This window comes from Shewanella sp. GD04112 (assembly GCF_029835735.1).
Classification (GTDB): domain Bacteria; phylum Pseudomonadota; class Gammaproteobacteria; order Enterobacterales; family Shewanellaceae; genus Shewanella.
In genome coordinates this window covers 576,432-596,723 of record NZ_JAOEAL010000001.1, presented here as the reverse complement: position 1 = coordinate 596,723, position 20,292 = coordinate 576,432, and the positions used below count along the sequence as shown (strand labels likewise).

At 50.0% G+C, this 20,292-nt stretch carries 18 protein-coding genes; 8 read left to right on the top strand and 10 right to left on the bottom strand.

What is annotated here, in order from left to right; all coding sequences use genetic code 11:
• Positions 1-5: 5 nt before the first annotated feature.
• The 4 genes from N7386_RS02640 to N7386_RS02625 all read right to left on the bottom strand — a co-directional run bounded on the left by N7386_RS02640 (position 6) and on the right by N7386_RS02625 (position 2,804).
• Entirely contained in the window at positions 6-1,376 is a 1,371-nt protein-coding gene (locus N7386_RS02640; RefSeq protein ID WP_279766968.1) for a TolC family protein, read from the bottom strand.
• 208 nt (positions 1,377-1,584) lie between these two features.
• Positions 1,585-2,034, bottom strand: a complete 450-nt coding sequence (locus N7386_RS02635) for a hypothetical protein (RefSeq protein WP_279770949.1) — start codon at positions 2,032-2,034, stop codon at positions 1,585-1,587.
• Between the two features lie 164 nt (positions 2,035-2,198).
• The gene (locus N7386_RS02630; RefSeq protein ID WP_279766966.1) at positions 2,199-2,402 is read right to left on the bottom strand and encodes a DUF3012 domain-containing protein; all 204 of its coding nucleotides are present in this window, start codon (positions 2,400-2,402) and stop codon (positions 2,199-2,201) included.
• A gap of 36 nt (positions 2,403-2,438) precedes the next feature.
• Positions 2,439-2,804, bottom strand: a complete 366-nt coding sequence (locus tag N7386_RS02625; RefSeq protein WP_011621315.1) for an STAS/SEC14 domain-containing protein — start codon at positions 2,802-2,804, stop codon at positions 2,439-2,441.
• A gap of 148 nt (positions 2,805-2,952) precedes the next feature.
• On the opposite strand from N7386_RS02625, the gene arfB reads away from it, so the two are divergent.
• The 4 genes from arfB (at position 2,953) to N7386_RS02605 (ending at position 5,097) form a co-directional block, all read left to right on the top strand.
• A complete protein-coding gene (gene arfB, locus N7386_RS02620) occupies positions 2,953-3,366 on the top strand; it encodes an alternative ribosome rescue aminoacyl-tRNA hydrolase ArfB (protein WP_279766965.1) in 414 nt (137 codons plus the stop codon).
• Between the two features lie 101 nt (positions 3,367-3,467).
• Positions 3,468-3,902 (top strand): type II 3-dehydroquinate dehydratase, encoded by a 435-nt coding sequence (gene aroQ / locus N7386_RS02615; protein WP_037428701.1) that lies wholly within the window; start codon positions 3,468-3,470, stop codon positions 3,900-3,902.
• 34 nt (positions 3,903-3,936) lie between these two features.
• Positions 3,937-4,386, top strand: coding sequence for an acetyl-CoA carboxylase biotin carboxyl carrier protein (gene accB, locus N7386_RS02610; protein WP_279766964.1), 450 nt, complete (start codon positions 3,937-3,939; stop codon positions 4,384-4,386).
• A gap of 33 nt (positions 4,387-4,419) precedes the next feature.
• Complete coding sequence (locus N7386_RS02605; protein WP_279766963.1) at positions 4,420-5,097, top strand: SDR family NAD(P)-dependent oxidoreductase; 678 nt, start codon at positions 4,420-4,422, stop codon at positions 5,095-5,097.
• An 86-nt stretch (positions 5,098-5,183) separates the two neighbouring features.
• Here N7386_RS02605 and N7386_RS02600 read toward each other — a convergent pair whose 3' ends face one another.
• Positions 5,184-6,395, bottom strand: a complete 1,212-nt coding sequence (locus N7386_RS02600; protein WP_279766962.1) for an MFS transporter — start codon at positions 6,393-6,395, stop codon at positions 5,184-5,186.
• 91 nt (positions 6,396-6,486) lie between these two features.
• Positions 6,487-7,257: a hypothetical protein gene (locus N7386_RS02595; protein ID WP_279766961.1), complete on the bottom strand. Its 771-nt coding sequence runs from the start codon at positions 7,255-7,257 to the stop codon at positions 6,487-6,489.
• A gap of 158 nt (positions 7,258-7,415) precedes the next feature.
• Between N7386_RS02595 and ubiD the strand changes: the two genes are divergently transcribed.
• Both ubiD and fre read left to right on the top strand, forming a co-directional pair.
• Complete coding sequence (gene ubiD / locus N7386_RS02590) at positions 7,416-8,897, top strand: 4-hydroxy-3-polyprenylbenzoate decarboxylase (protein WP_279766960.1); 1,482 nt, start codon at positions 7,416-7,418, stop codon at positions 8,895-8,897.
• Positions 8,898-9,007: 110 nt separating this feature from the next.
• Positions 9,008-9,706 carry an NAD(P)H-flavin reductase gene (gene fre / locus N7386_RS02585; protein ID WP_220057213.1) on the top strand — a complete coding sequence of 233 codons (699 nt, stop codon included), beginning with the start codon at positions 9,008-9,010 and terminating at the stop codon, positions 9,704-9,706.
• Between the two features lie 301 nt (positions 9,707-10,007).
• Here the strand turns inward: fre and N7386_RS02580 are convergent, their stop codons facing one another.
• Entirely contained in the window at positions 10,008-10,400 is a 393-nt protein-coding gene (locus N7386_RS02580; RefSeq protein WP_279766959.1) for an SMI1/KNR4 family protein, read from the bottom strand.
• Positions 10,401-10,671: 271 nt separating this feature from the next.
• On the opposite strand from N7386_RS02580, the gene N7386_RS02575 reads away from it, so the two are divergent.
• Positions 10,672-11,436: an ORF6N domain-containing protein gene (locus N7386_RS02575; RefSeq protein WP_279766958.1), complete on the top strand. Its 765-nt coding sequence runs from the start codon at positions 10,672-10,674 to the stop codon at positions 11,434-11,436.
• Positions 11,437-11,877: 441 nt separating this feature from the next.
• On the opposite strand, the gene N7386_RS02570 is transcribed toward N7386_RS02575, so the two are convergent.
• From N7386_RS02570 to N7386_RS02560, 3 genes are all read right to left on the bottom strand, one after another.
• Positions 11,878-12,504 carry a flavin reductase family protein gene (locus N7386_RS02570; protein WP_279766957.1) on the bottom strand — a complete coding sequence of 209 codons (627 nt, stop codon included), beginning with the start codon at positions 12,502-12,504 and terminating at the stop codon, positions 11,878-11,880.
• Between the two features lie 149 nt (positions 12,505-12,653).
• Positions 12,654-13,706 (bottom strand): hypothetical protein, encoded by a 1,053-nt coding sequence (locus N7386_RS02565; protein WP_279766956.1) that lies wholly within the window; start codon positions 13,704-13,706, stop codon positions 12,654-12,656.
• Positions 13,625-17,599 (bottom strand): S8 family serine peptidase, encoded by a 3,975-nt coding sequence (locus N7386_RS02560; protein ID WP_279766955.1) that lies wholly within the window; start codon positions 17,597-17,599, stop codon positions 13,625-13,627. The genes N7386_RS02565 and N7386_RS02560 overlap by 82 nt, the downstream gene beginning before the upstream one ends.
• Before the next feature lie 260 nt (positions 17,600-17,859).
• Between N7386_RS02560 and N7386_RS02555 the strand changes: the two genes are divergently transcribed.
• Positions 17,860-20,253, top strand: coding sequence for a fatty acid cis/trans isomerase (locus N7386_RS02555; RefSeq protein WP_279766954.1), 2,394 nt, complete (start codon positions 17,860-17,862; stop codon positions 20,251-20,253).
• Positions 20,254-20,292: the final 39 nt, after the last annotated feature.

Genomic DNA, 20,292 nt, shown 5'->3' with positions numbered 1-20,292 from the left:
CACGATTACTTTGCTGGCACGACGTGTGTGGAAGAAGTGGACCTTGATTTGCCGACGGATGTGTCGGCTAAGGTGTCAATCATGGGCAGCAGCTGACCGCTGTCCCCCATCCAAGTTAACCAACTCTGATAAATTGCCGTTTCGAGGTTTAAACCGACCAAATAACTGGCCGCGAGCTGGCGCCGACTCTGCAAATACTCGCTGGTACTCACATCACCCGAACGCCACTGCTCACTTAAGGATTTAGCGGCTTTACTCCCCGAGGCTGCGACTCGCTCGCGCCAATCTTGGTAGCGCGCCAGTAAACGGGGTAAAGCATTGGTAAATTGTGCCTGTTTGGCCGTAAGTACTCGCTCACGGGCTAAGTAGTTCTGCTCCGCGATTGCGATACCCTTGTCGGCAACCGCCTGTAACTCACTGTAGTTATTCCGCACCTGCAAAGGGATGGCCACGCCGACGCCAAACTTGTTGTCATCGCCTTCCTTTTCAACACCGAGGTTGATGGTGGGATCGGCCGCCGTGTCCGCCTTAACCTTCATGGCATTGGCCTTGGCCAGCAGCACCTGTTGATGGGCACTGGTCAATGCGGGTAAATCCACTTTCGGGGTCATTTGCGTCACCCATTGACCAATCTCGGGGATAAACTCCCTAAATCCCAGCTTATCGACTCCGAGTAATTCGATGACTTTGCCATCGGCCACTAACGCCGCTTGCTCGGCCAGCGCATAGTCGGCGGTGTTACTCGCCAATTCGAGCTTTAGCAGTTGCAACTCAACATCGGATAAATCCCCCGCCGCAAAGCGCTGCTCGGCAATATTGAGCTGTGCCTGCGTAAACCTTAATTGTTGCTCGGCAAAGGTCAGCGCCTTATTGCTTTGCGCCTGTTCGGCCAGCGCCAATAGCCGATCGGCTAACATCTGACTGCGCTCTAGCTGTATATCCGCTAACAGGATTTGCGCCTCGAGCTGGGCAAGGCGAGTCGCGACGCCGCGCTTATCGCCCCAATCTAGGGTTTGACTCAGCCCTAGGCTGTAGGTATCTGTGTCGGCGTTTTGATAATTGAGTCCAAGCTCAGGGTTATAGATGGCGCGATCCGCTGCCGCAATGGCGAGCTCTGCCTGTTGCTGCCGAGCAATTTGTGCCTGCACTTCGGGTAACTGATTAATTTGCTTGAGTAACTCTGGCATCCACTGCTTGAGGGAAGCTTGAGTTTCTTCGGTTAATAGCTCACCTTGCGCTAATAAAGTGCCTTCGGCATTTAGCTCGTTCACTTCAAGGCCTGAGGTTGCTGCAACAGCAGAGTGAACCTGTCCGCCAACGAGCACGAGTGTGCTAAACAGGCCAAACAAGGTCTGGGCGATAATGGTTTTCTTCATCGCAATTCCTAACAATATCTAAATAGGACTGGCCCCACGCAAGAGACGTGTGAATACCAATCGAAAGCTCCCCAAAAGCGTAAAATGTCGAATAAGCTCAAAGCGCTAGCGCGAGCCATAGCCGTTTAGACCAGTTATCGATGCTGTGGGGATAAATTAAGGGCTTATGGCGGCGCACAATAACGAAGCGATAAGCAGATATTGAAGGTTAAGCGATGGGAGGGCGGTACTTAGGTAATTGATCGGGTGGGAAATAGGCTAAATCCGTTGGCACATAAGCCGTTTCAAACGCGATAGACGTTTGGTTGTCGGAATGGGATAGCAGCGCCACATGACCGCCATGACATTGGCAATCGAGGCAAAGATCAAAATTTTGAATTTCAGTGGTTTGCACTAAATGTGAATGACCACTAGCACTGGCAGTCGATACGCCCGCCTTGAATGCGGCTTCGCCAAACTGCTCGGCACTGAATCCGGGAGTCTGCTCATTGGGACACACACAATCCACACATTGGGCTAAGGTGGTCACGGGAGCACTAAATTGGAGATGGGGATGATTTTCGGCTTCTTCGGCGCCATTACCCGCATGTAACTGATGCGCACCCAAATTCGCGCCCGCAAATTGCAGCACGATAATGGCTATCAGTAGGGTCACCATTCGGCTAAAGAATGGCTTGGCGGTCGAAATCAAATATCACCTTTGGACAATTCAGTAGGTTGTTAAGCAATAGCTTGTGCAAACTTCAGACAGGGATTTTAAGCATAAGTTCACAGCTTGCAACTAAAAATCAGCCAAGCTGTGACACTATTCGCTTGAAAAGCTTACTTAAACACGCAGTGTTTAGCGTAATCGGCAGCTTCGTTCGCTGTCCAATCACCTGAAGGTTTATCCTTCATTTGCTTACACCAAGCATCACTACCTACCTCTGGCGCACAGGCACTCAAGCCTGCGGTAAAGGCCAACACTATGGCGATAGCGCCTAATTTAGCGGTCGGTTTGGCAGTCATAGTTTTCAACAAAGACATAGTTAATTCCTTATAAGTAATACCCACCATGGGCCGTTAAAAAGTTGAACGTTTCGCAATCCAGTCGATGGCTTTGGCTTTTTGTTCTAAAGGGAACCAAGCCACTTCGCCCTGCATAAAGGGACCGAGTAAACGCACGGCGTTACCCACCCAATCCGGGCCACCAACAAATACTAGGGCTTCAAAATTAGGGAGTTGGACTTCGCCGCTGCCCGTTAGCGACTCAAATTCCCAGCCTTCGAGTAAGACGTCCGCCTCGATATACAGGCAAACTTGTCCCCAATCCTTGCGGTAACTCTTAATGGCCGGCTGTAAACGGGTACGATAATCGGTTGAAGAGAGTCGACCACTGGCGAAAAGACTGATAACACCCTTAGCAATATCGGGGATTTGGCATAACATAAAGGCACTCCGAAACGAGAACACTATTTTGCAAACGGGCAAACACGCCTGCCCAGCAAGAATGCGCCGATGATAACAAATCTATTGAAAAGCCATAAGCAGTTATTGCTGGCTTCTCAAAGCAATTGGACAAAACCCTAAGTCTGCCATGATAAAAATCTCAAACCGTGTGGAACTTCCGGAAAATGAAATCGAGTGGCAATTTATCCGCTCAAGCGGCGCTGGCGGGCAAAATGTCAATAAAGTCTCCACCGCCGCCCAATTGATTTTTGATATTAAAAACTCGTCATTACCCGAGTTTTATCAGCAGCGCCTGCTGCAAAAAGCCGATCATCGGATTACCGCCAGTGGCAAAATCATTATCAAATGTCAGGCGAGTCGCAGCCAAGAGGCGAATCGGCAAACCGCATTGGAGCAATTTATCGCCCTGGTTGCCAGCGTGGCCGAAGTGCCCAAAAAACGCATTCCAACCCGTGCGACCAAAAGCAGCCAAACCAAACGCTTAGATGCGAAAAAACAACGCAGCGCCACTAAAGCCATGCGACAGATTAAGTTTGATTAACCCGGCCGACAGCGCTGTGACATTCATAATGCAAAATCCGCCCGAACAGGTTAAGTTAATGGCATTCAACCCCTTAAGGCATGTCGTAAAAGGAAAGCGTAATGAATCATAAAGTTCTGCTCATCAATGGCCCCAATTTAAACCTCCTTGGCCGCCGTGAGCCCAGTGTTTACGGTCATCAAACCTTAGCCGATATCGTTGCTATTTTGAGTGAACAAGCTCAAGCAGCAGGTGTTGAACTTGAACATATTCAATCGAATGCCGAATTTGAGCTGATCAACGCTATCCATGCTACCGATGCGCAGATGATCATTATCAACCCCGCAGCCTTTACCCACACCAGTGTGGCCCTGCGTGACGCACTGCTTGGGGTAGATATTCCCTTCTTTGAAGTGCATTTATCCAATGTCCACGCCCGCGAGCCCTTCCGCCACCACTCCTATTTGTCCGATAAGGCCATTGGAGTGATTTGTGGTTTCGGCGCCCAAGGCTATGAGTTTGCCCTCGCGGCGGCGATTAAGAGATTGAAGGCATAAACGCGATTAGCGTGAGTACAGGGAGCCACAAGCCATGGCGGTTGACCTTCGAAAGATCAAAAAACTGATTGAATTAGTGCAGGAATCTGGGATTGCAGAACTGGCGATTACCGAAGGGGAAGAGTCCATTCGTATCACTCGCTACGGCCCGCACACCGCAAGCGCACCTGAAGGCGCGCATCATCTTGCGCCCTCTTCAGCACTGACGCCAAAGCCAGCCAAAGCCCGTGACGCCCTGCCTGTGATTGAAGGTTTTGTGCAGCTATCGCCCATGGTCGGCACCTTCCATGCCTCACAAGGCCAAACCGAAGCGCCCTTGGTGCGCATAGGTCAAAGGGTGGCGCGCGGCGACACGCTTTGCATTATCGAAGCCATGCGGATGCAAAATCCTATCGAGGCCGAGCGTGACGGCATAATCGGCGCTATTTGGGTGAAAGATGGGGACGATCTCGCCTTCGACCAGCCGCTGTTCACCCTGATCTAAGCCTAAACGTCCAGAGAACACCAAGAGGTAAAGATGATACTGATTACTGGCGCAAGCAGTGGCTTAGGCGCGGCATTAGCCGCCCTGTATGCCAAGGATAACCAAGCACTTACACTGACGGGGCGCGATGCCAATCGCCTGCATACCGTGGCCAATGCCCTCAGCCCATTTTCGACCCAAAGCATCAGCGCCATCAGTGCCGATTTAGCCGACGAAGCGAGTGTCGAAGCGCTATTCGATGGCCTCACCGATACCCCCAACACGGTTATCCACTGCGCTGGCAGTGGTTACTTTGGCGCACTGGAAACCCAAGGCGCGAGTGAGATCCAGGCGCTGCTGAATAACAATGTCACTTCAACGATTCTGCTGGTACGTGAATTGGTGAAACGCTATAAACAGCAAGCTGTTAAGGTTGTGATCGTGATGTCCACTGCAGCCCTCGCCGCCAAAGCGGGTGAATCGACCTACTGCGCCGCCAAATGGGCGGTAAGGGGCTTTATCGAATCGGTACGTTTGGAGCTCAAACAGAGTCAGATGAAGTTGATTGCGGTTTATCCCGGCGGTATGGATACCGGCTTTTGGCCGAGTAGTGGTAAGAGTCTAGATACCTCAAGCTTTATGTCCGCCGATGAGGCCGCAAGCATGCTAAAACAAGCACTGCTCGCCACTGAACATGGTTATATCGCCGATATCACCATTCAACGGGGTTAACGAATTAAGACGGCGAGTTAACGATAAACACATGGGCGGCCAAGACATCAAGTTGCCTTGGCCGCCCATTTTTTTGAATCAATCCCTTAGTCGATGCAATTAGCGGTGCACAGCGCACTGCTTCGGCGGCTCTCCCTATGGGTTAACCACCACATAACTAAACCACCGAGGGATAACAGCGCTGCCGCATAGCCAGTCGCGGCGATGCCTTGGCCTGATAAGATCACTAAGCTGCCAACCCATGGGCCAATCGCATTGGCAAGGTTAAAGGCACATTGTACTAAGGCGCCTGTCATGGCCTGCCCATCGGGGGCCACATCCATTAATCGCGCCTGTACTATGGTTGCCAGACCAATCCCCGAACCCACAAAGAATACAATCGGCATTAATGCCCAATAAGAGCCCGTCAAACTCGGATACAGCGCCAACACTAAGGTGCTTAACACCAGCGACCAAAATGCCGCCGCCAGCGCCGACTTATCCGCCGCCCAGCCACAGACTAAGGTGCCTAAGGTGGCGCCAATCCCAAAGACCGCCATCATCACCGGGATTTTAAAGGGCTCGACTTGGGTGACTTGGATCAGCGTCTCGGCCAGATAGGTATACACACAGAAAATCCCGCCAAAACCGATAGCCGCAATGCCGAGCGTGAGCCAAACTTCACGGTTCTTCAGGGTTTGCAGCTCTTTTTTTGGGCTGGCATTTTGCGGTACAGCGACATTTGGCGCGAGAAAATACAGCATAACAGCAGTCACGGCGGCAATAATCGCCACTATGCCGATACCAGAGCGCCAACCGACGGTTTGTCCCATCCAGGTCGCGAAGGGCACGCCAACGATAGTGGCTAAGGTTAAGCCGATAATCACCCGAGAAACCGCTCGAGCCTTCATCTCGGGAGGCACTAAGGACGCCGCCAGTAACATAGCCACCCCAAAATATGCACCATGGGGCAAGCCGCTTAAAAAGCGGAAAAAGACTAACCAATTCAAGCTGGGTGCCAGGGCGCTTAAGCCATTGGCAACCGCCATCATGGCGGCCAAGGCGATTAACAGCGTGCGCCGCTTAATCCTCACCCCCAGCACCATGATAATGGGCGAGCCCACCACCACCCCAAGGGCATAGGCGCTGATGGCATAACTCACATGAGCGACATCAACACTTAAATCACTGGCGATATAAGGCACTAAGGTCATGGCGGCAAATTCTGTGGTGCCTAGGGCAAAGGTGCCTAATGCCAAGGCGAGTAACACCCAAAGCGCGCTGCTTTGAGCCTGAGTCTGGGGTTGAACTGCTTGCAAACGATTTCTCCGCGATTCTATAAAACGACAACTGGCTAAGAAAAAAATAGGAGCCCACTCGGGGCTCCCGTCAATAAGGCCTAAAACAACATTACTTCACTAACTGCTCTTGATAGGTTTGGCTATTCCAATCGAAGGCGTAAAGCGTACCTTGCCACTCATATAAGGTACGGCCATCCTGTTGCACTATTCTGGCATTGCTCGGCAGGCTCGACACACTGCGCGCCGCCCGTGCACGGGGCACATTGGCAATTTGCTCCGCCGAGGCTGTTGATGCCCTAGCCGTCGATGCACCTGTCTGTGATATCACAGTCGCGCTATTCGTTGGCATATTCGACACCATACGGCCTTCACTCGGCGAATATTGCATACTCGTTGTGACTCGCACTGGGGGCGAAACTGCCACTGGCGTATCATCATAGGCCATAGGAATCGACAAGCCTATGCCCGAATAGGGTGAATTCCAATAACGCGAGCTATTCCAGCCCCAATCGTTCCAACCGTTATTGTTCCAACCGTAGCCGAGATTCCAACCCGTGCCCCAGCCCGTCGCTAAGCCGACACCTAGGCCCAATCCCCAAGGATAATAAGGGCGGTAATAGGGACGATAGTGGCGGTGGCTATCCCCATGTTTATGGTGATTATTGTAATGATTGTCGTGCCGACCATGACTCTCGCTATGGCGATCATTACCACGATCGCGCGCCGCCGCCAGATTCGGCACGGCTAAGGTGCAAATCAGTAAGGCGCCCAGTAAAGACAAGCTAAAGCCTGTTTTATGCCAAGGCTCAGCCGACTTAGGTAAGCAAACTGATTGAAGTTGAAGATATTTATCTTTAACAAGGCATGGAAAGAGTGTCATATAAACCTCGAAATACCGGGCTCTGGTCAAATAAACATCGACCTAGGACAAGCATTTTACGCTTCCAAAGCTGGAAGATCACTGAATAGGTTAACCCTAAAACAGAAAAATGCTATAGTGCGCGCCACACGGATTTCCACTGCAGAGGCTATTTCCACATGAGTTTTAAGGATTTACGCAGCTTTATTGATCATCTGGAAGCCAATGGCGAACTCAAACGCATTAGCTACCCCGTTGATCCTCATTTAGAAATGACAGAGATCGCCGATCGCGTTCTACGCGCCAAAGGCCCTGCACTCCTATTCGAAAATCCAACGAATCATTCAATGCCAGTGCTGGCCAACCTCTTTGGTACCCCAAAACGCGTCGCCATGGCGCTGGGCAAAGAAGACCCGCTCGCGCTGCGCGATGTAGGTGAGCTGCTGGCGTTTTTAAAAGAACCCGAGCCACCACGCGGCTTTAAAGACGCGATTTCAAAAATCCCCATGTTCAAGCAAGCCTTGAATATGCCGCCTAAGACAGTGCGTAATCCCGCCTGCCAGCAAGTGGTAAAAACGGGCGATGAAGTCGATTTAACTCAGCTGCCGATTCAGCATTGCTGGCCGGGCGATGTCGCACCTTTGGTCACTTGGGGCTTAACCATTACCAAAGGTCCGCGTAAGAGTCGCCAAAACCTTGGGATCTACCGTCAACAGTTGCTCGGCAAGAATAAACTCATTATGCGCTGGCTGTCCCACCGTGGTGGCGCCCTCGACTTTGCCGATTTTAAAGAGCAATTCCCCGGCGAACGTTACCCTGTGGTGGTTGCCTTAGGCTCTGATCCTGTGACCATTTTAGGCGCAGTCACCCCAGTGCCCGATGCCATGAGCGAATACGCCTTCGCGGGATTGCTGCGCGGCGAGCGCACCGAAGTCTGCAAGGCTTTAAGCTGTGATTTAGAAGTACCCGCCAGCAGCGAGATCATCCTCGAAGGCTATATCGATCCCGACGAAATGGCCGAAGAAGGCCCCTACGGCGACCACACGGGTTACTACAACGAGACGGATAAATTCCCCGTCTTTACCGTGACCCATATTACCCACCGTAAGGATCCGATTTACCACAGCACCTACACCGGCCGTCCACCGGATGAACCCGCCATGTTAGGTGTGGCACTCAACGAAGTGTTTGTGCCGATTTTGCGTAAGCAATATCCTGAAATTATTGATTTTTACCTGCCTCCCGAAGGTTGCTCCTATCGGATAGCGGTGATCTCGATTCGTAAACAATATCCTGGCCATGCTAAACGGGTGATGATGGGCGCTTGGTCCTTCCTGCGCCAATTTATGTATACCAAGTTTATTGTGGTGGTCGACGACGATGTGAATTGCCGCGACTGGAACGATGTGATTTGGGCCATTACCACCCGTATGGATCCTAAGCGCGACACCGTGATGATCGATAACACGCCTATCGATTACCTCGACTTTGCCTCCCCCGTGGCGGGCCTCGGCTCCAAAATGGGTCTCGATGCCACTAATAAGTGGGAAGGTGAAACCAACCGCGAATGGGGCACACCGATTGTGATGGATCCTAAGGTTAAGCAAAAGATCGACTCAATCTGGGATGAGTTAGGCATAGACGACAGCCCAACCCTATAATTCAGCTTAAGCACGACTCTCGTACCCACTTAAGCCAAGAGAATAGGCCGCTAACGGCCTTAATGTGACACCTAACGACAACAAATGATGAAAGGTGCAAAGGAAGTTTGATGAAAACCATACGTTGTAAGATAGAGAAAGTAACCCCCTTTAACGACGCCGTATATCAGGTGTGGTTAAAGCCCGACACCCCCTTGGAATTTCAAGCGGGACAATACCTGTGTGTTGTGATGGGTGAAAAAGATAAACGTCCCTTCTCTATCGCGTCCGCCCCTAATGCCGAAGTGATTGAGCTTCATATTGGTGCGGCCGTCAGCGAAAGCTATCCAATGCAAGTGGTTGAAAGATTGCGTAATAGCACGCATATCGACATCGAAGCTCCCGGCGGCGAAGCCCATTTACGCCACGACAGCCAGCGCCCACGTTTATTGATCGCTGGTGGCACAGGCTTCTCGTACATCAAGAGTATTGTCGAGCAACAAATCGCCCTAGACCAACAGGTCGAAACCACCCTCTACTGGGGTTGCCGCACCCAAGATGCGATGTACTACGAAAGCATCGCCCGCCAATGGCACGACGCTCACCCTTGGTTACACTTTGTGCCCGTGGTGGAAGAAGCCCCAGCCAACTGGCAAGGTAAAACCGCCAACCTGCTCGCGCAAATCAAGCAAGATTTTATTAGCCTAAACGGCTATGACATCTATATCGCAGGTCGTTTCGATATGGTCGGCGCCGCCCGCGAAATCTTCCGCGAAATGGGTGTCGATGAAGCCCATCTCTACGGCGATGCCTTCGCGTTTATCAAATAACGCGTGATTTGTCGCTTGGCTGATTAACCTTTGCCAACCTAGGTTTAAAACAATAAACCCCAGTTTGCACTGGGGTTTTGTTTTTAAGGGCGATTTGATTAAGTGTAAGGATTAAGCACTGTCATTCCAGTGACACACAGCGAGTACATCCATGTATGCTCGATGGCGGCATCCATGCCGCCAACGGTCACTTTCATGCCAATGCTTAATCTCTCAAGCCCAACGAAATCTTAGACTCTTCAGCTAAATCAGATATCTAAAGGGTTTCACTAAGGAAAAAAGATGATGCGACTGACTCTGCTTACAACTTTTCAATTCCATTAAATGAAGCGGCTAATTGTTGGAGCTCACCCGTTTCATGCAGCCACAAATACACAGAGTCCAAAATCCGGCCTGATTCTTTGATAAAAACCATTTGGTCGCCTAACCCATTGCCCGCAATCGCGACGGCATTATCGGGGAAATGGTGGAACCCTTTGCACGACTCAGTTTCATAAAGGATATGATTGCAAGTGCGGGAAATCCGTTTCCTATCGGAAGTATCTTTAATCGGATACAACTCCCAATCATCTTCTGCTCTAACGGCTTCTCCACCATTATCTAATTTCATCGCTTCACGGTACTCTCGAGGCAGTGTCGCCCCCAACTCTTGTTCCGTTAGCGCTAACTGTTCTTCCGATAAATCAAAAGGCACCAGTCTCTCCTTCGCTATTTCAATATCCTGACAATTTATTTATCGATTAAACAATGCTTTGCCACAAATTAGATTCACTCAAATCAAAGTCAACGTCGTGGAGTGAAGCGCCTAGAGGAGTTGAACGCCCTCTTGGGTACATTGCAACCTTTTGCATCACATATATCCCATCAGCACCAGATCTAATACTGGATAAATAATCCAAAATTATAGATTTAACATGAAACTCTATGGTAGAAATAATTAATTAACACTAAAGAGTGGATTAGATATGAATGATCAAAATCAAGTCACAGTGGTCGATTTAACCTTACCTGTTATTGAATTTAACTCTGAGAGAGTTTTAACCTTAGACTCCTTAGATAAACTTCACCGAGTCTCACCCAATACAACCTACAATATATTTAATCAGAATCAATCAAAATTGCAGATTAATAAACATTACTATATTGCAACAGTAAATGACCAGGCATTTGTTGCAAATTATCGTAATCCTATACCACCCAGTGGATTAATATTAATTACGCAACGAGGTTATTCTATGCTTGTAAAAGCATTTACTGACGATTTTTCTTGGCAAGTGCAAGAGCAATTAGCTGATGCATATTTTGATGCACAACGGTTACTTACGCCAGCAGAACAGCTGCTTAATCAAGCTCAGGTATTAGTTCAACATGACAAAAGAATGAGCATGCTAGAAGAAGCACAACGTACAACTTTAAACTACATACATGAAACAAAAGTAGATGTTAGAAAGGCAAATGCTCGAGCAGATGAAGCATTTACGGCAGCAACAGCCGCACTATCTCATAAATTTGGAGATAAAGATTTTTATACTATTATGGCGTTCTGCAGGGTAAAAAATATTCAAATTGATTTATCATTAGCAAAAATAAGAGGCATACAGGCCTCTCACTATACAAGGAAAATTGGTGGTCAAATACATAAAGTCCCAGAAGAAAGGTTTGGTGAAGTTAACTCATATCATATTTCAGTATTGGAACATGTATTTAGCGATCTTTTATCGAGTAAATAGCAATAAGACGGTTTTGATTTAGTCATGTTGATGAAAATCTAACGTCCGAAACTATTATGCTTTTAAAGAAGAAAAGAGAACGCCAAATTTTAAGAGTTACACCTTCCCCTGCGAAGTTGTCGAAATACGCAGATAAAAATGCCGTGGCGACATCATGGATGATGGCGCAGGCTCGAGGGGACATGGATGTCCCATCTGAGCCGTTAGGCAATTTTTATTGGAGTATGAGACAGGTAACTAATGCATGTAACTTCGCTAGGGGCGTCATGGAGCATCCAAGGAGGATAGGACGAGCAGTCCTCCTTGGTCGGGTGTGGGGTGAAGCCCCACGACTTTGACTTTGATTTAAAAGCTAGAAGCGAGAAATTACACCCAAACCTACAATTAACACTCTAAGCTCAAACGCTGTTTGCTTCTCAAGCCTAGCGGCGTTTAAGCGCCCTACACTTGTGGTCTATGCAAATCAAACCTTTGCTCTTCCGAGATCCCATAGTAGGCGGATGGGCCGCCGGCGCGCAGTACGGGTTCAGCGAGGGCGGTTTGATACACACCTTCACTATTGAGCAAATGCTTGGCGATATGCACGGCAACGACTTCACCTAAGACGAGCCAAGTATCAATCTTGTCCCCATTAGCGGCAGTTAATTGAATACATTGAGAAAGCTTACATTCAAAGTTTACTGGGCTTTCGGCCACCAGCTCGGCTTGGACGATAGTGCCCGCCTTGGGGGTGAGTCCGGCAAAGGCAAACTCGTCCTCCCCGCGGGGCAACATGGCGGAAGTTTGATTCATTTTCTCGGCAAGGCTGCGGGTGGTGAGGTTCCAGACGAACTCGCCGGTGTCGACGATATTGGCGACACTGTCCTTCCAGCCCGTGCTGGCAAAGCCGATGATAGGTGGTTTGTAGTTGAAACAATTGAAAAAACTATAGGGCGCGAGATTGCGTTGCCCCAGGGCACTGCGCGAGGAGATCCAGCCTATGGGTCTGGGAGCGACAATCGCATTTAAGGGGTCGTGCGATAATCCATGTCCCTTGCTCGGCTCGTAAAAATAGCGTTCTGTAGTCATCTTCTTCCCTTGTCGATTTGTGCCTAATAAAGCATAGCATCCACTAATGCTATTCATATTACCCCGTGAACAGTTCGAATAACAGGAAGATATTAACCCAATAAAAAGAGGGACATACGTCCCTCTTTTTGACTGGAGAATTAAGCTAATTAAGCACGAGTGGCTTTTTTAGCGCGGCGAATAAATGCCATAGAAAGCAAGCTGAGTAAGCTCCATCCTAAGGCACCGCCGGAGCTAGATTCTGGCTCTGGGGTTTCAGGAGTCACAGGGGTGACTGGCGTAGGTTCAACGCCATCAGACTCTACCGTCAGCATAAAGCTAGTGCTGGCAGCATCAGAGCTGATTTCATTATCACGCACAGTCACTGTGACTAAGGTGTCACCGTGGAAGTTAGTTTCTGGGATCAGGGTAAACTGACTACCCTTGATCTCGGCACTAATATGTTCACCCGTGACTTCAACCGTGTTCGGAACCTTGTTCGCATCCACATAGGATACACTTAGCCCTTCGAGACGGGTGTTTTCGGCCACGACTTGGTTAGCGATTGGCGCTAACTTGATATTGCCATTCACAGCAATGCTGTGGACCAACGTGGTTGGCGTTGCACCCTCAAGATCGTAGTTCAGTTCAAGATCCAAGGTTTTTCCTGTTGCTTCAGGTTGAACAGCCACTTTAAAGCTGACTTCCATACGGCTCTGCTCAGGACCCACATAGTCATAACAGACCACCAGATCGTTTTGCAGTTTTTCGTCTAAGTTATCGAAACCTAAGACTTCGTAGAGGTTGCCATTTTTTGGACCGACGGTTTTTGACCATGGAGAGTCAAACCCTTCCACAAATACCGCGCCTTTTGCCACATTTGCACCCAAGTTGCTATAGGCGTAAATGATTTCGTATTGACCCGGACGATCATCGATACCGCTGCGTAAAATGGTTTCAAAGTCAAACTCTTCACCCGTTTTACTGTCGGTCACATTGTCGAACTCGAGGAACAGTAGATCGCCCAGATCTGGACGATCTTCAGCATACTGAGTCGCAATGGTTAAACCCCATGGCTCAGAAGGATCACGACGATACTTGCTGGTGAAAGTGCCACGCCAGAATGGTGCCAAGGCTTCGTTCAAGAATCCTGGGCCACGGTGTTGCGACATGTACCAGTAACCCGTGTTGAACTGCAACGCCCCCACGGTATGCATACGCATGTAGCCCGCGTTAGGTTGGTTGTAGACTTCAAACTTGGCGTTTTGCTTGTAGAACAGCCAATTGATAGGCACATCGAATGCGTTGTTGAAGTCACCGACAAACCAGTCTGCGTTAGGCGAATGCGGAACTCGCCCCACAGGTCGATATAACCGCCTTTCGAATATTCATCGATCAACGGTGTATGACACATCTTATCGGTTAAGCTGGTACTGACCTTGTACTCACGTCCAACGTTGCGTGTCGACAACTGTAAACCACTCAGGGTTAGGTTGTGCTCATCGGCAACGATCGCTTTGGTCACATCATCGTTATTGGTTTTGATCGTTCCCGTCGCGAGACGCATACCTTCCGGTAGTTTCATCTCGAACTTGTAGTTACGATCCTGTGTCTCTAGGTTAGGCGCAATGTTGAGCTTAACATCGATGACATCCATGCTACGGGCCTTGTCTTGGCTCACGGACCAAGTTACCGCATCGTCGGCACGACGAATATCCAGCGCGGTAAAGCCTAATGTACCTTCGGCACCTGGCATATTGCCAAGGTCGAAACCACCGTAGTAAACATCGCCAGCTTTGGTTTCAGGAATGTTCCAGTTAAGGCCAATCTCATAGTTGCCATTACCGTCGTGGGATGCCGGGCCGGACATGCTCAAGTAGCCCTTGTCATCGTTTTCCATCACTAGGGCATAGCCAGTTTCAACAGCGACATCACCTTGACCCGCACCATAGGCCATAGCGGTTGCCACCCAGTAAGTACCTGGGGTTGGGCTCTCAAAGCTACAGTAGTTATGTTCAGACTGGCTAGTTGAGATACACATTAACTCATCGATATATTCCGCGCGAATCGCAGAACTCGTTGGGTTATCGCCCTCTGGTACGAAGGTATTGCTGCCGTTCTTATCCAGACCTACCATGATAAAGGGGTGCAACTGGGTATAGCGTGGGTTTAGGTTTTCCAGCGTCGAGACAAGCTCTGCCTTTTGAACTTCCACCACGAAACGTTTAGTACCTTCAGGCACCACCACAGGGCGAATATCCCAACCCTTGTCTATATTCGCTTTGCTTAAGATCGCGCTCACTGCGGTTAATTTGTTTGAGCTGATCTCTGGCTTCACCGGGCCATAGAAACGTGGGGTCAGTTGGCTGTAGGAGTCAGTGTTCACTACCAAAGACTCTGTACCTTGATCGCGAGTGATTTCAAAACGGTGCGCAACAGGTAACTGATCGGCCACGCTCGCCACAACCACCGGCATGTGTACATCTGGTGAGCTGCCATTGATTTCTCTTAATAACACTTGGCCATTGAAGAAAGCATTCTTATTGAGCACTTCGCTCCAAGGCGCCGAAGGATCTGCTGGCTCCACCTTATGCTCGATAAGACTTGGCGTTTTCGCAGTGATAATAATGCTTTGCGACTCACCCGCCTTCAGGCTGAAGGACGCTGGCGATACTGATACCTCAAAACCTTCTTCCTTGCCGACACCTTCAACTGCCCAATTGCCATCACGGGTCGCCTTAACGGTACGCATCCAGCTACAGGTTTTCTCGCATTCCATTTCCACCATAGAAGGCAAGTTCAACCAGTTCACCACACCGCCATTGGTTGGATCGGCATTACGGTAGTTGTCGATGGTTTCATCCATCACCAAGCCAGTATCCGCAGCACGCGCCACATTGATCGCGCCCGCACCCGCCATAAAGTTGTAGTAAGGTTCAACCAACTCATAACCGGTATTCAATACCACGGGACCTGCGGTCAGCATGAGTGCAGACTGGATTTCGGCAGGCGTCCAGTCAGGGTGTAACTGAGTCAACAGCGTCATCGCACCAGTAACGTGTGGCGCGGCCATTGAGGTACCGCTCATAAAGGTCCAGTCGGACGCCGTTGGATTATTGGTGAAAGGCTGATCGTCGGCGTTGGCCGCGTAGATATCCACACCTGGCGCCGTTAAATCAGGCACTAAGGTGTTGTTAGTCCGACTTGGGCCTAGTGAGCTAAAGGTCGCTAGGTTATTACCCGCTGCAGCATCAAAGCTGTAATCGTTGGTAAAGTCGGTAATAGTCGCCCGTGCTGTACCCGGGTTTTTCAGTACCCAGTTACGGATCTTAAGGCGATCGGCATACTTCACTTGGATACCAGGGATCACGTACATATCCGCTTCGAGGTTATCCACCGAAGAGCTCATATTTTGCAGGATCACGCCACCAGCGCCGCCCGCTGCCACGTTTTTCGCTTTTTCGATACGGGCAATATCACCACGTTCACAGACAACGATTTGATCCGATGTAAAGGTGCCCGCAGGGAAAGGCACGTTACAACTTGCCGCGGTATAGCTGTCTTTGGTGTTTGGATCGGCATATTTCTCCGCCAGCACCACTTCACCGGTAATCGCGCCAGAGAAACTGGTGCCTTGAATCGCCGTAGTCGGTTTACCCGTGCCTTCAAAAGCGATAATGCTCTTAATACCCGCCTTGAGTTTACGGTCATGGGTGGTTGCGCCGACTGTAGTTACCCAAGGTGATGAATGGTCAGCCGTCCAATAGGCACCGCTGTTACCCGCAGCAGCTGCAACGGAAATCCCCGCTTCACGGGCTGACAGGAAGGCCAGCTCCATTGGGTCACCCCAAGGCATGTTTTCAGCGCCACCGATAGAGAAGTTAATCGCATCCACACCGTCGGCAATCGCATCTTCAAATGCCGATAAAATGGCCGACTCAGGACACCCCGCATAAGGGTCGCCACTGCTACCCGGCCAACAAACTTGGTAAGCAATGATATGTGCACGCGGGGCGACGCCACTGGTTTGTGGGAAGGTGAAAGGTACATCCACACCATCGCTGACCTTATCGCCAGTAAAACCTTGCAGAGGCGTATCTTTTAGGGTGTTACCCGCAACGGTACTGGCCGTATGGGAACCATGGCCCGCATAGTCTTCCGCGTTCGCAGGACGAATACGTTTTGTCGCACCACTTGAAGTTTGGAATTCAGGCGCCGCATACACATCGGTGATTTCAGGGTAAGAATGCAGACCCACTAACTTGTTGTTACACAGTTCAGGGAAAGCGCCACAATCGCCAATCGCCTGACCTTTGTATGGGTTTAAGCGTGCATATTCTTCATCGTCGGCAAAGGCGACATGGTCGGTGTTGATGCCCGTATCGATAATACCGACGACCATGCCTTCACCCTTCACCGGCAAACCGCCTTGCGTAGCGGTACCTTGCCACATTTGGTCGGCACCAATGAACTCTGGACCACGGTCGGTGCGCAGTTCAAAAATACGGTTAGGGGAAATACGCTTCACGCCAGATTGGTGCGACATACGAATCGCATCTTCCTGCGTCATCTCAACGACTAAGGCGTTGCTGGCGATAGTGAATTGTTTGTTGATTTTCAGGTTCACGCCCGCTTGACGCACATGCGAGACAAACTTGTCTTGCTTGCCTAACAAGTAACTCTTGTAGGACTGTGCCGTCGCCGTGTTCACGCTGACGCGACCCTTAGCAATCACGGAACGGTTAACTGGTGCCTTAGTGGCTGCAAAGCCAGGGATGTCGCCTTCATAGGTTGCTAAAGGCTCAGCCTCTAACTGAACGATATAAGTTTGTATCCCCTGAGAATTAGCTTCGGGTTGAAAAATCTCTTCGGGAGTACGGGCCTTCTTAACACGGTTGACTTGTCCCGGAGTACCGACATAAATATCACCACTGAGCTCAGCCTTGCGCTCATTAGTGACTCTTAGTACATCTTCGGCGGTGAAAGTAGGAGTATAAAAACTGCTACCTGCGACCTTCTCCATCCCTGGATCGGCCAATGCAAACGTACAAGCACCACTCACATAGAGCGCAGTCAGGCTCGCGATAGCGGTACGTTTGAACTGCTGATTGTTCATAGCATTTCCTTCAGAATTATATAGTTATATTTTTATGCACTGGCGTGCACCACTAGATATAACAAAATCCCATCAAAAAATGCGTACCATTATGTAACACCACAAAAACACAAATTAAACATTTGAATGCGTGTTAGCTACAGCGATAAATTTCGAAAAATCATAAAAATACGCCGTAAATTCAACTTGTTCAGACTATTCTGCTAGAGTGTTGCAGATTAGGCATGGATAAAGCTCATCAGTCGGGCAAAGGAGTGAATATGAATCCGATAAATGCAGTCTGGAAACGTTGGCTATTGGCCCTAGTGTTAGCGGTCACGGGTTGTGCCAGCGTCGCCCAGGTGGATTTTGATAATCTTTACGGTAAAAGCTCGCCGCAAACGCGGGCCGACAATCAGCTTAATTCTAGTGAACTCACTACACAAACAAAGACTTATCACTCGACTGTTGAACCTATTATCAATGGTCGCTGCGTGGTTTGCCATGCCTGTTACGATGCACCCTGTCAGCTTAAAATGACCTCTAGTGAGGGCATTGAACGGGGCGCCAATAAGGAAAAAGTCTATCAGGGTACCCGCTTGATGGCGGCAACACCGAATCGGTTATTTGTCGACGCCCATACGCCAGAAGCATGGCGCGAACGCGGTTTTTATCCCGTGCTTAATGAGCGCACCCAAACCCCGCAGGCCAATACCCAGGCCTCAGTGCTGGCGCGGATGCTAACGCTAAAACAGGCCCATCCCCTGCCGGACACTAAACTGCTCGATAAAAGTTTCGACTTTAGCCTCGATCGGGTTCAGCAGTGCGCCAGCATTGAGGAAATGGACAAATACGAGCAATACCAGCCGCTTGCGGGTATGCCCTACGGCTTGCCTGCGCTCAATCAGCAGGAACATAAGGTATTAATGCAATGGCTCGAACAGGGCGCTGTGTTGCCAACGCCAGCTGCGCTTAGCGCCGAGTTCAGCGACGAAATCGTTCGCTGGGAGCAGTTTTTAAATGCCGACAGCCTCAAGGCGCAACTGAGCGCCCGTTATATTTACGAGCACTTGTTTGCCTTCCACCTGTATTTTGAGTCGTTAACTGCGGCCAATGCCCCTGCGATTTACTTCGAGTTAGTGCGCTCACGCACGCCGCCGGGCAAACCGATTGATCTGATTGCCAGCCGCCGCCCCTTCGACGATCCGCAAGTGTCGCGGGTGTATTACCGCTTTCAGCCCTATCGCGCCACGATCGTCGATAAAACCCATATTCCCTACGCTTTGAATAACACTGTACTGCAAAACTGGCAGCAGTGGTTTATCGACGCAAAATACCAAGTCAGCTCGCTGCCCAGCTATAAACCGAGCGTGGCGGCCAATCCCTTCGAGGCCTTTATTCAGCTGCCCGCAGGCTCACGCTATCGCTTTATGCTCACCCGCGCCCAAGACACTATTATGGGCTTTATCAAGGGGCCAGTTTGCCGTGGTCAGGTCGCCCTCAATGTGATCAACGATAGATTTTGGGTTTACTTTGTCACCCCAGAATATATGGACGATAGCGACTTTACCGACTTCTATCAGGGCCAAATCGAGAACCTTCGCATGCCCGCCGAGGAAGAAAGCACCGCCCTTGCCGTGACTTGGGTGAAATACGCCGCCAAACAGGGCGAGTATATGCGGGCACGAAATCAGTTTTTAAATCATAAGTTTAAAAATGGTCGCCACCTCACCATCGACGGTTTATGGGATGGCGACGGCAGTAATGATAATGCCAGCCTGACGGTGTTTAGACATTTCGATAATGCCACTGTGGTCAAAGGTTTAGTGGGAGAATCCCCCAAAACGGCTTGGGTGATCGACTATGCCCTGCTGGAGCGTATTCACTATCTCTTGGTCGCGGGTTTCGATGTGTATGGTAACTATGGCCACCAGCTACTCACCCGCCTTTATATGGATTTTTTACGCATGGAGGGCGAGTCTAACTTCTTGACCTTGTTGCCCCAAGAGGAACGCCGTAAGCAGTTTAAGGATTGGTATCAGGATGCGGGCACCCAGCTGACCGCCTTTATCGCGGGAGACATAAATACCTTCAATCAACCCACGGGGGTGCTCTACTACACGGACGATCTTAAGGCCGAGCTCTACCAAAAACTGGCCGCTAAGGTCGGCGAGGTTCAGCCCCAACGTTATCAAATCGCACTCAGTCAGTTGCAACCTAATAGCAAGGCTTTGTTGCAGGCGCTAGGCAGAGTCAAAGGTACGCAAGCGACTCTTTTGCCCGAGCTGACGATGATCATGATTGAGCCGCAAACCCCAGGCAAAGCGGAAATCTTCACCTTAGTGCGTAACAGTGCCCATCGGAATATTTCGAGCCTATTCAATGAGGAAAGCAACCGCGATCCCGCCAAGGATGATGTCACGCTAGTGCGCGGACTTTTGGGCAGTTACCCCGAAGCCTTCTGGCATATTAAGGAGCAAGATTTAGCCAAAGTCGTGGCTAAGGTCGAAAGCATGCAAACCGAAAAAGACTACGAGGCGTTATTGGATTTGGCGGCGGTGCGCCGTACCGATCCGCGTTTCTGGGCCTTTAGTGACAAACTCAACCAAGCCTTTTTCGACAGTCACCCGATTGAGAGCGGTTGGCTGGACTACAATCGGCTGCAAAATCGCTAACAAAAAGGGAACCCTGGGGTTCCCTTTTTTTTATGGACT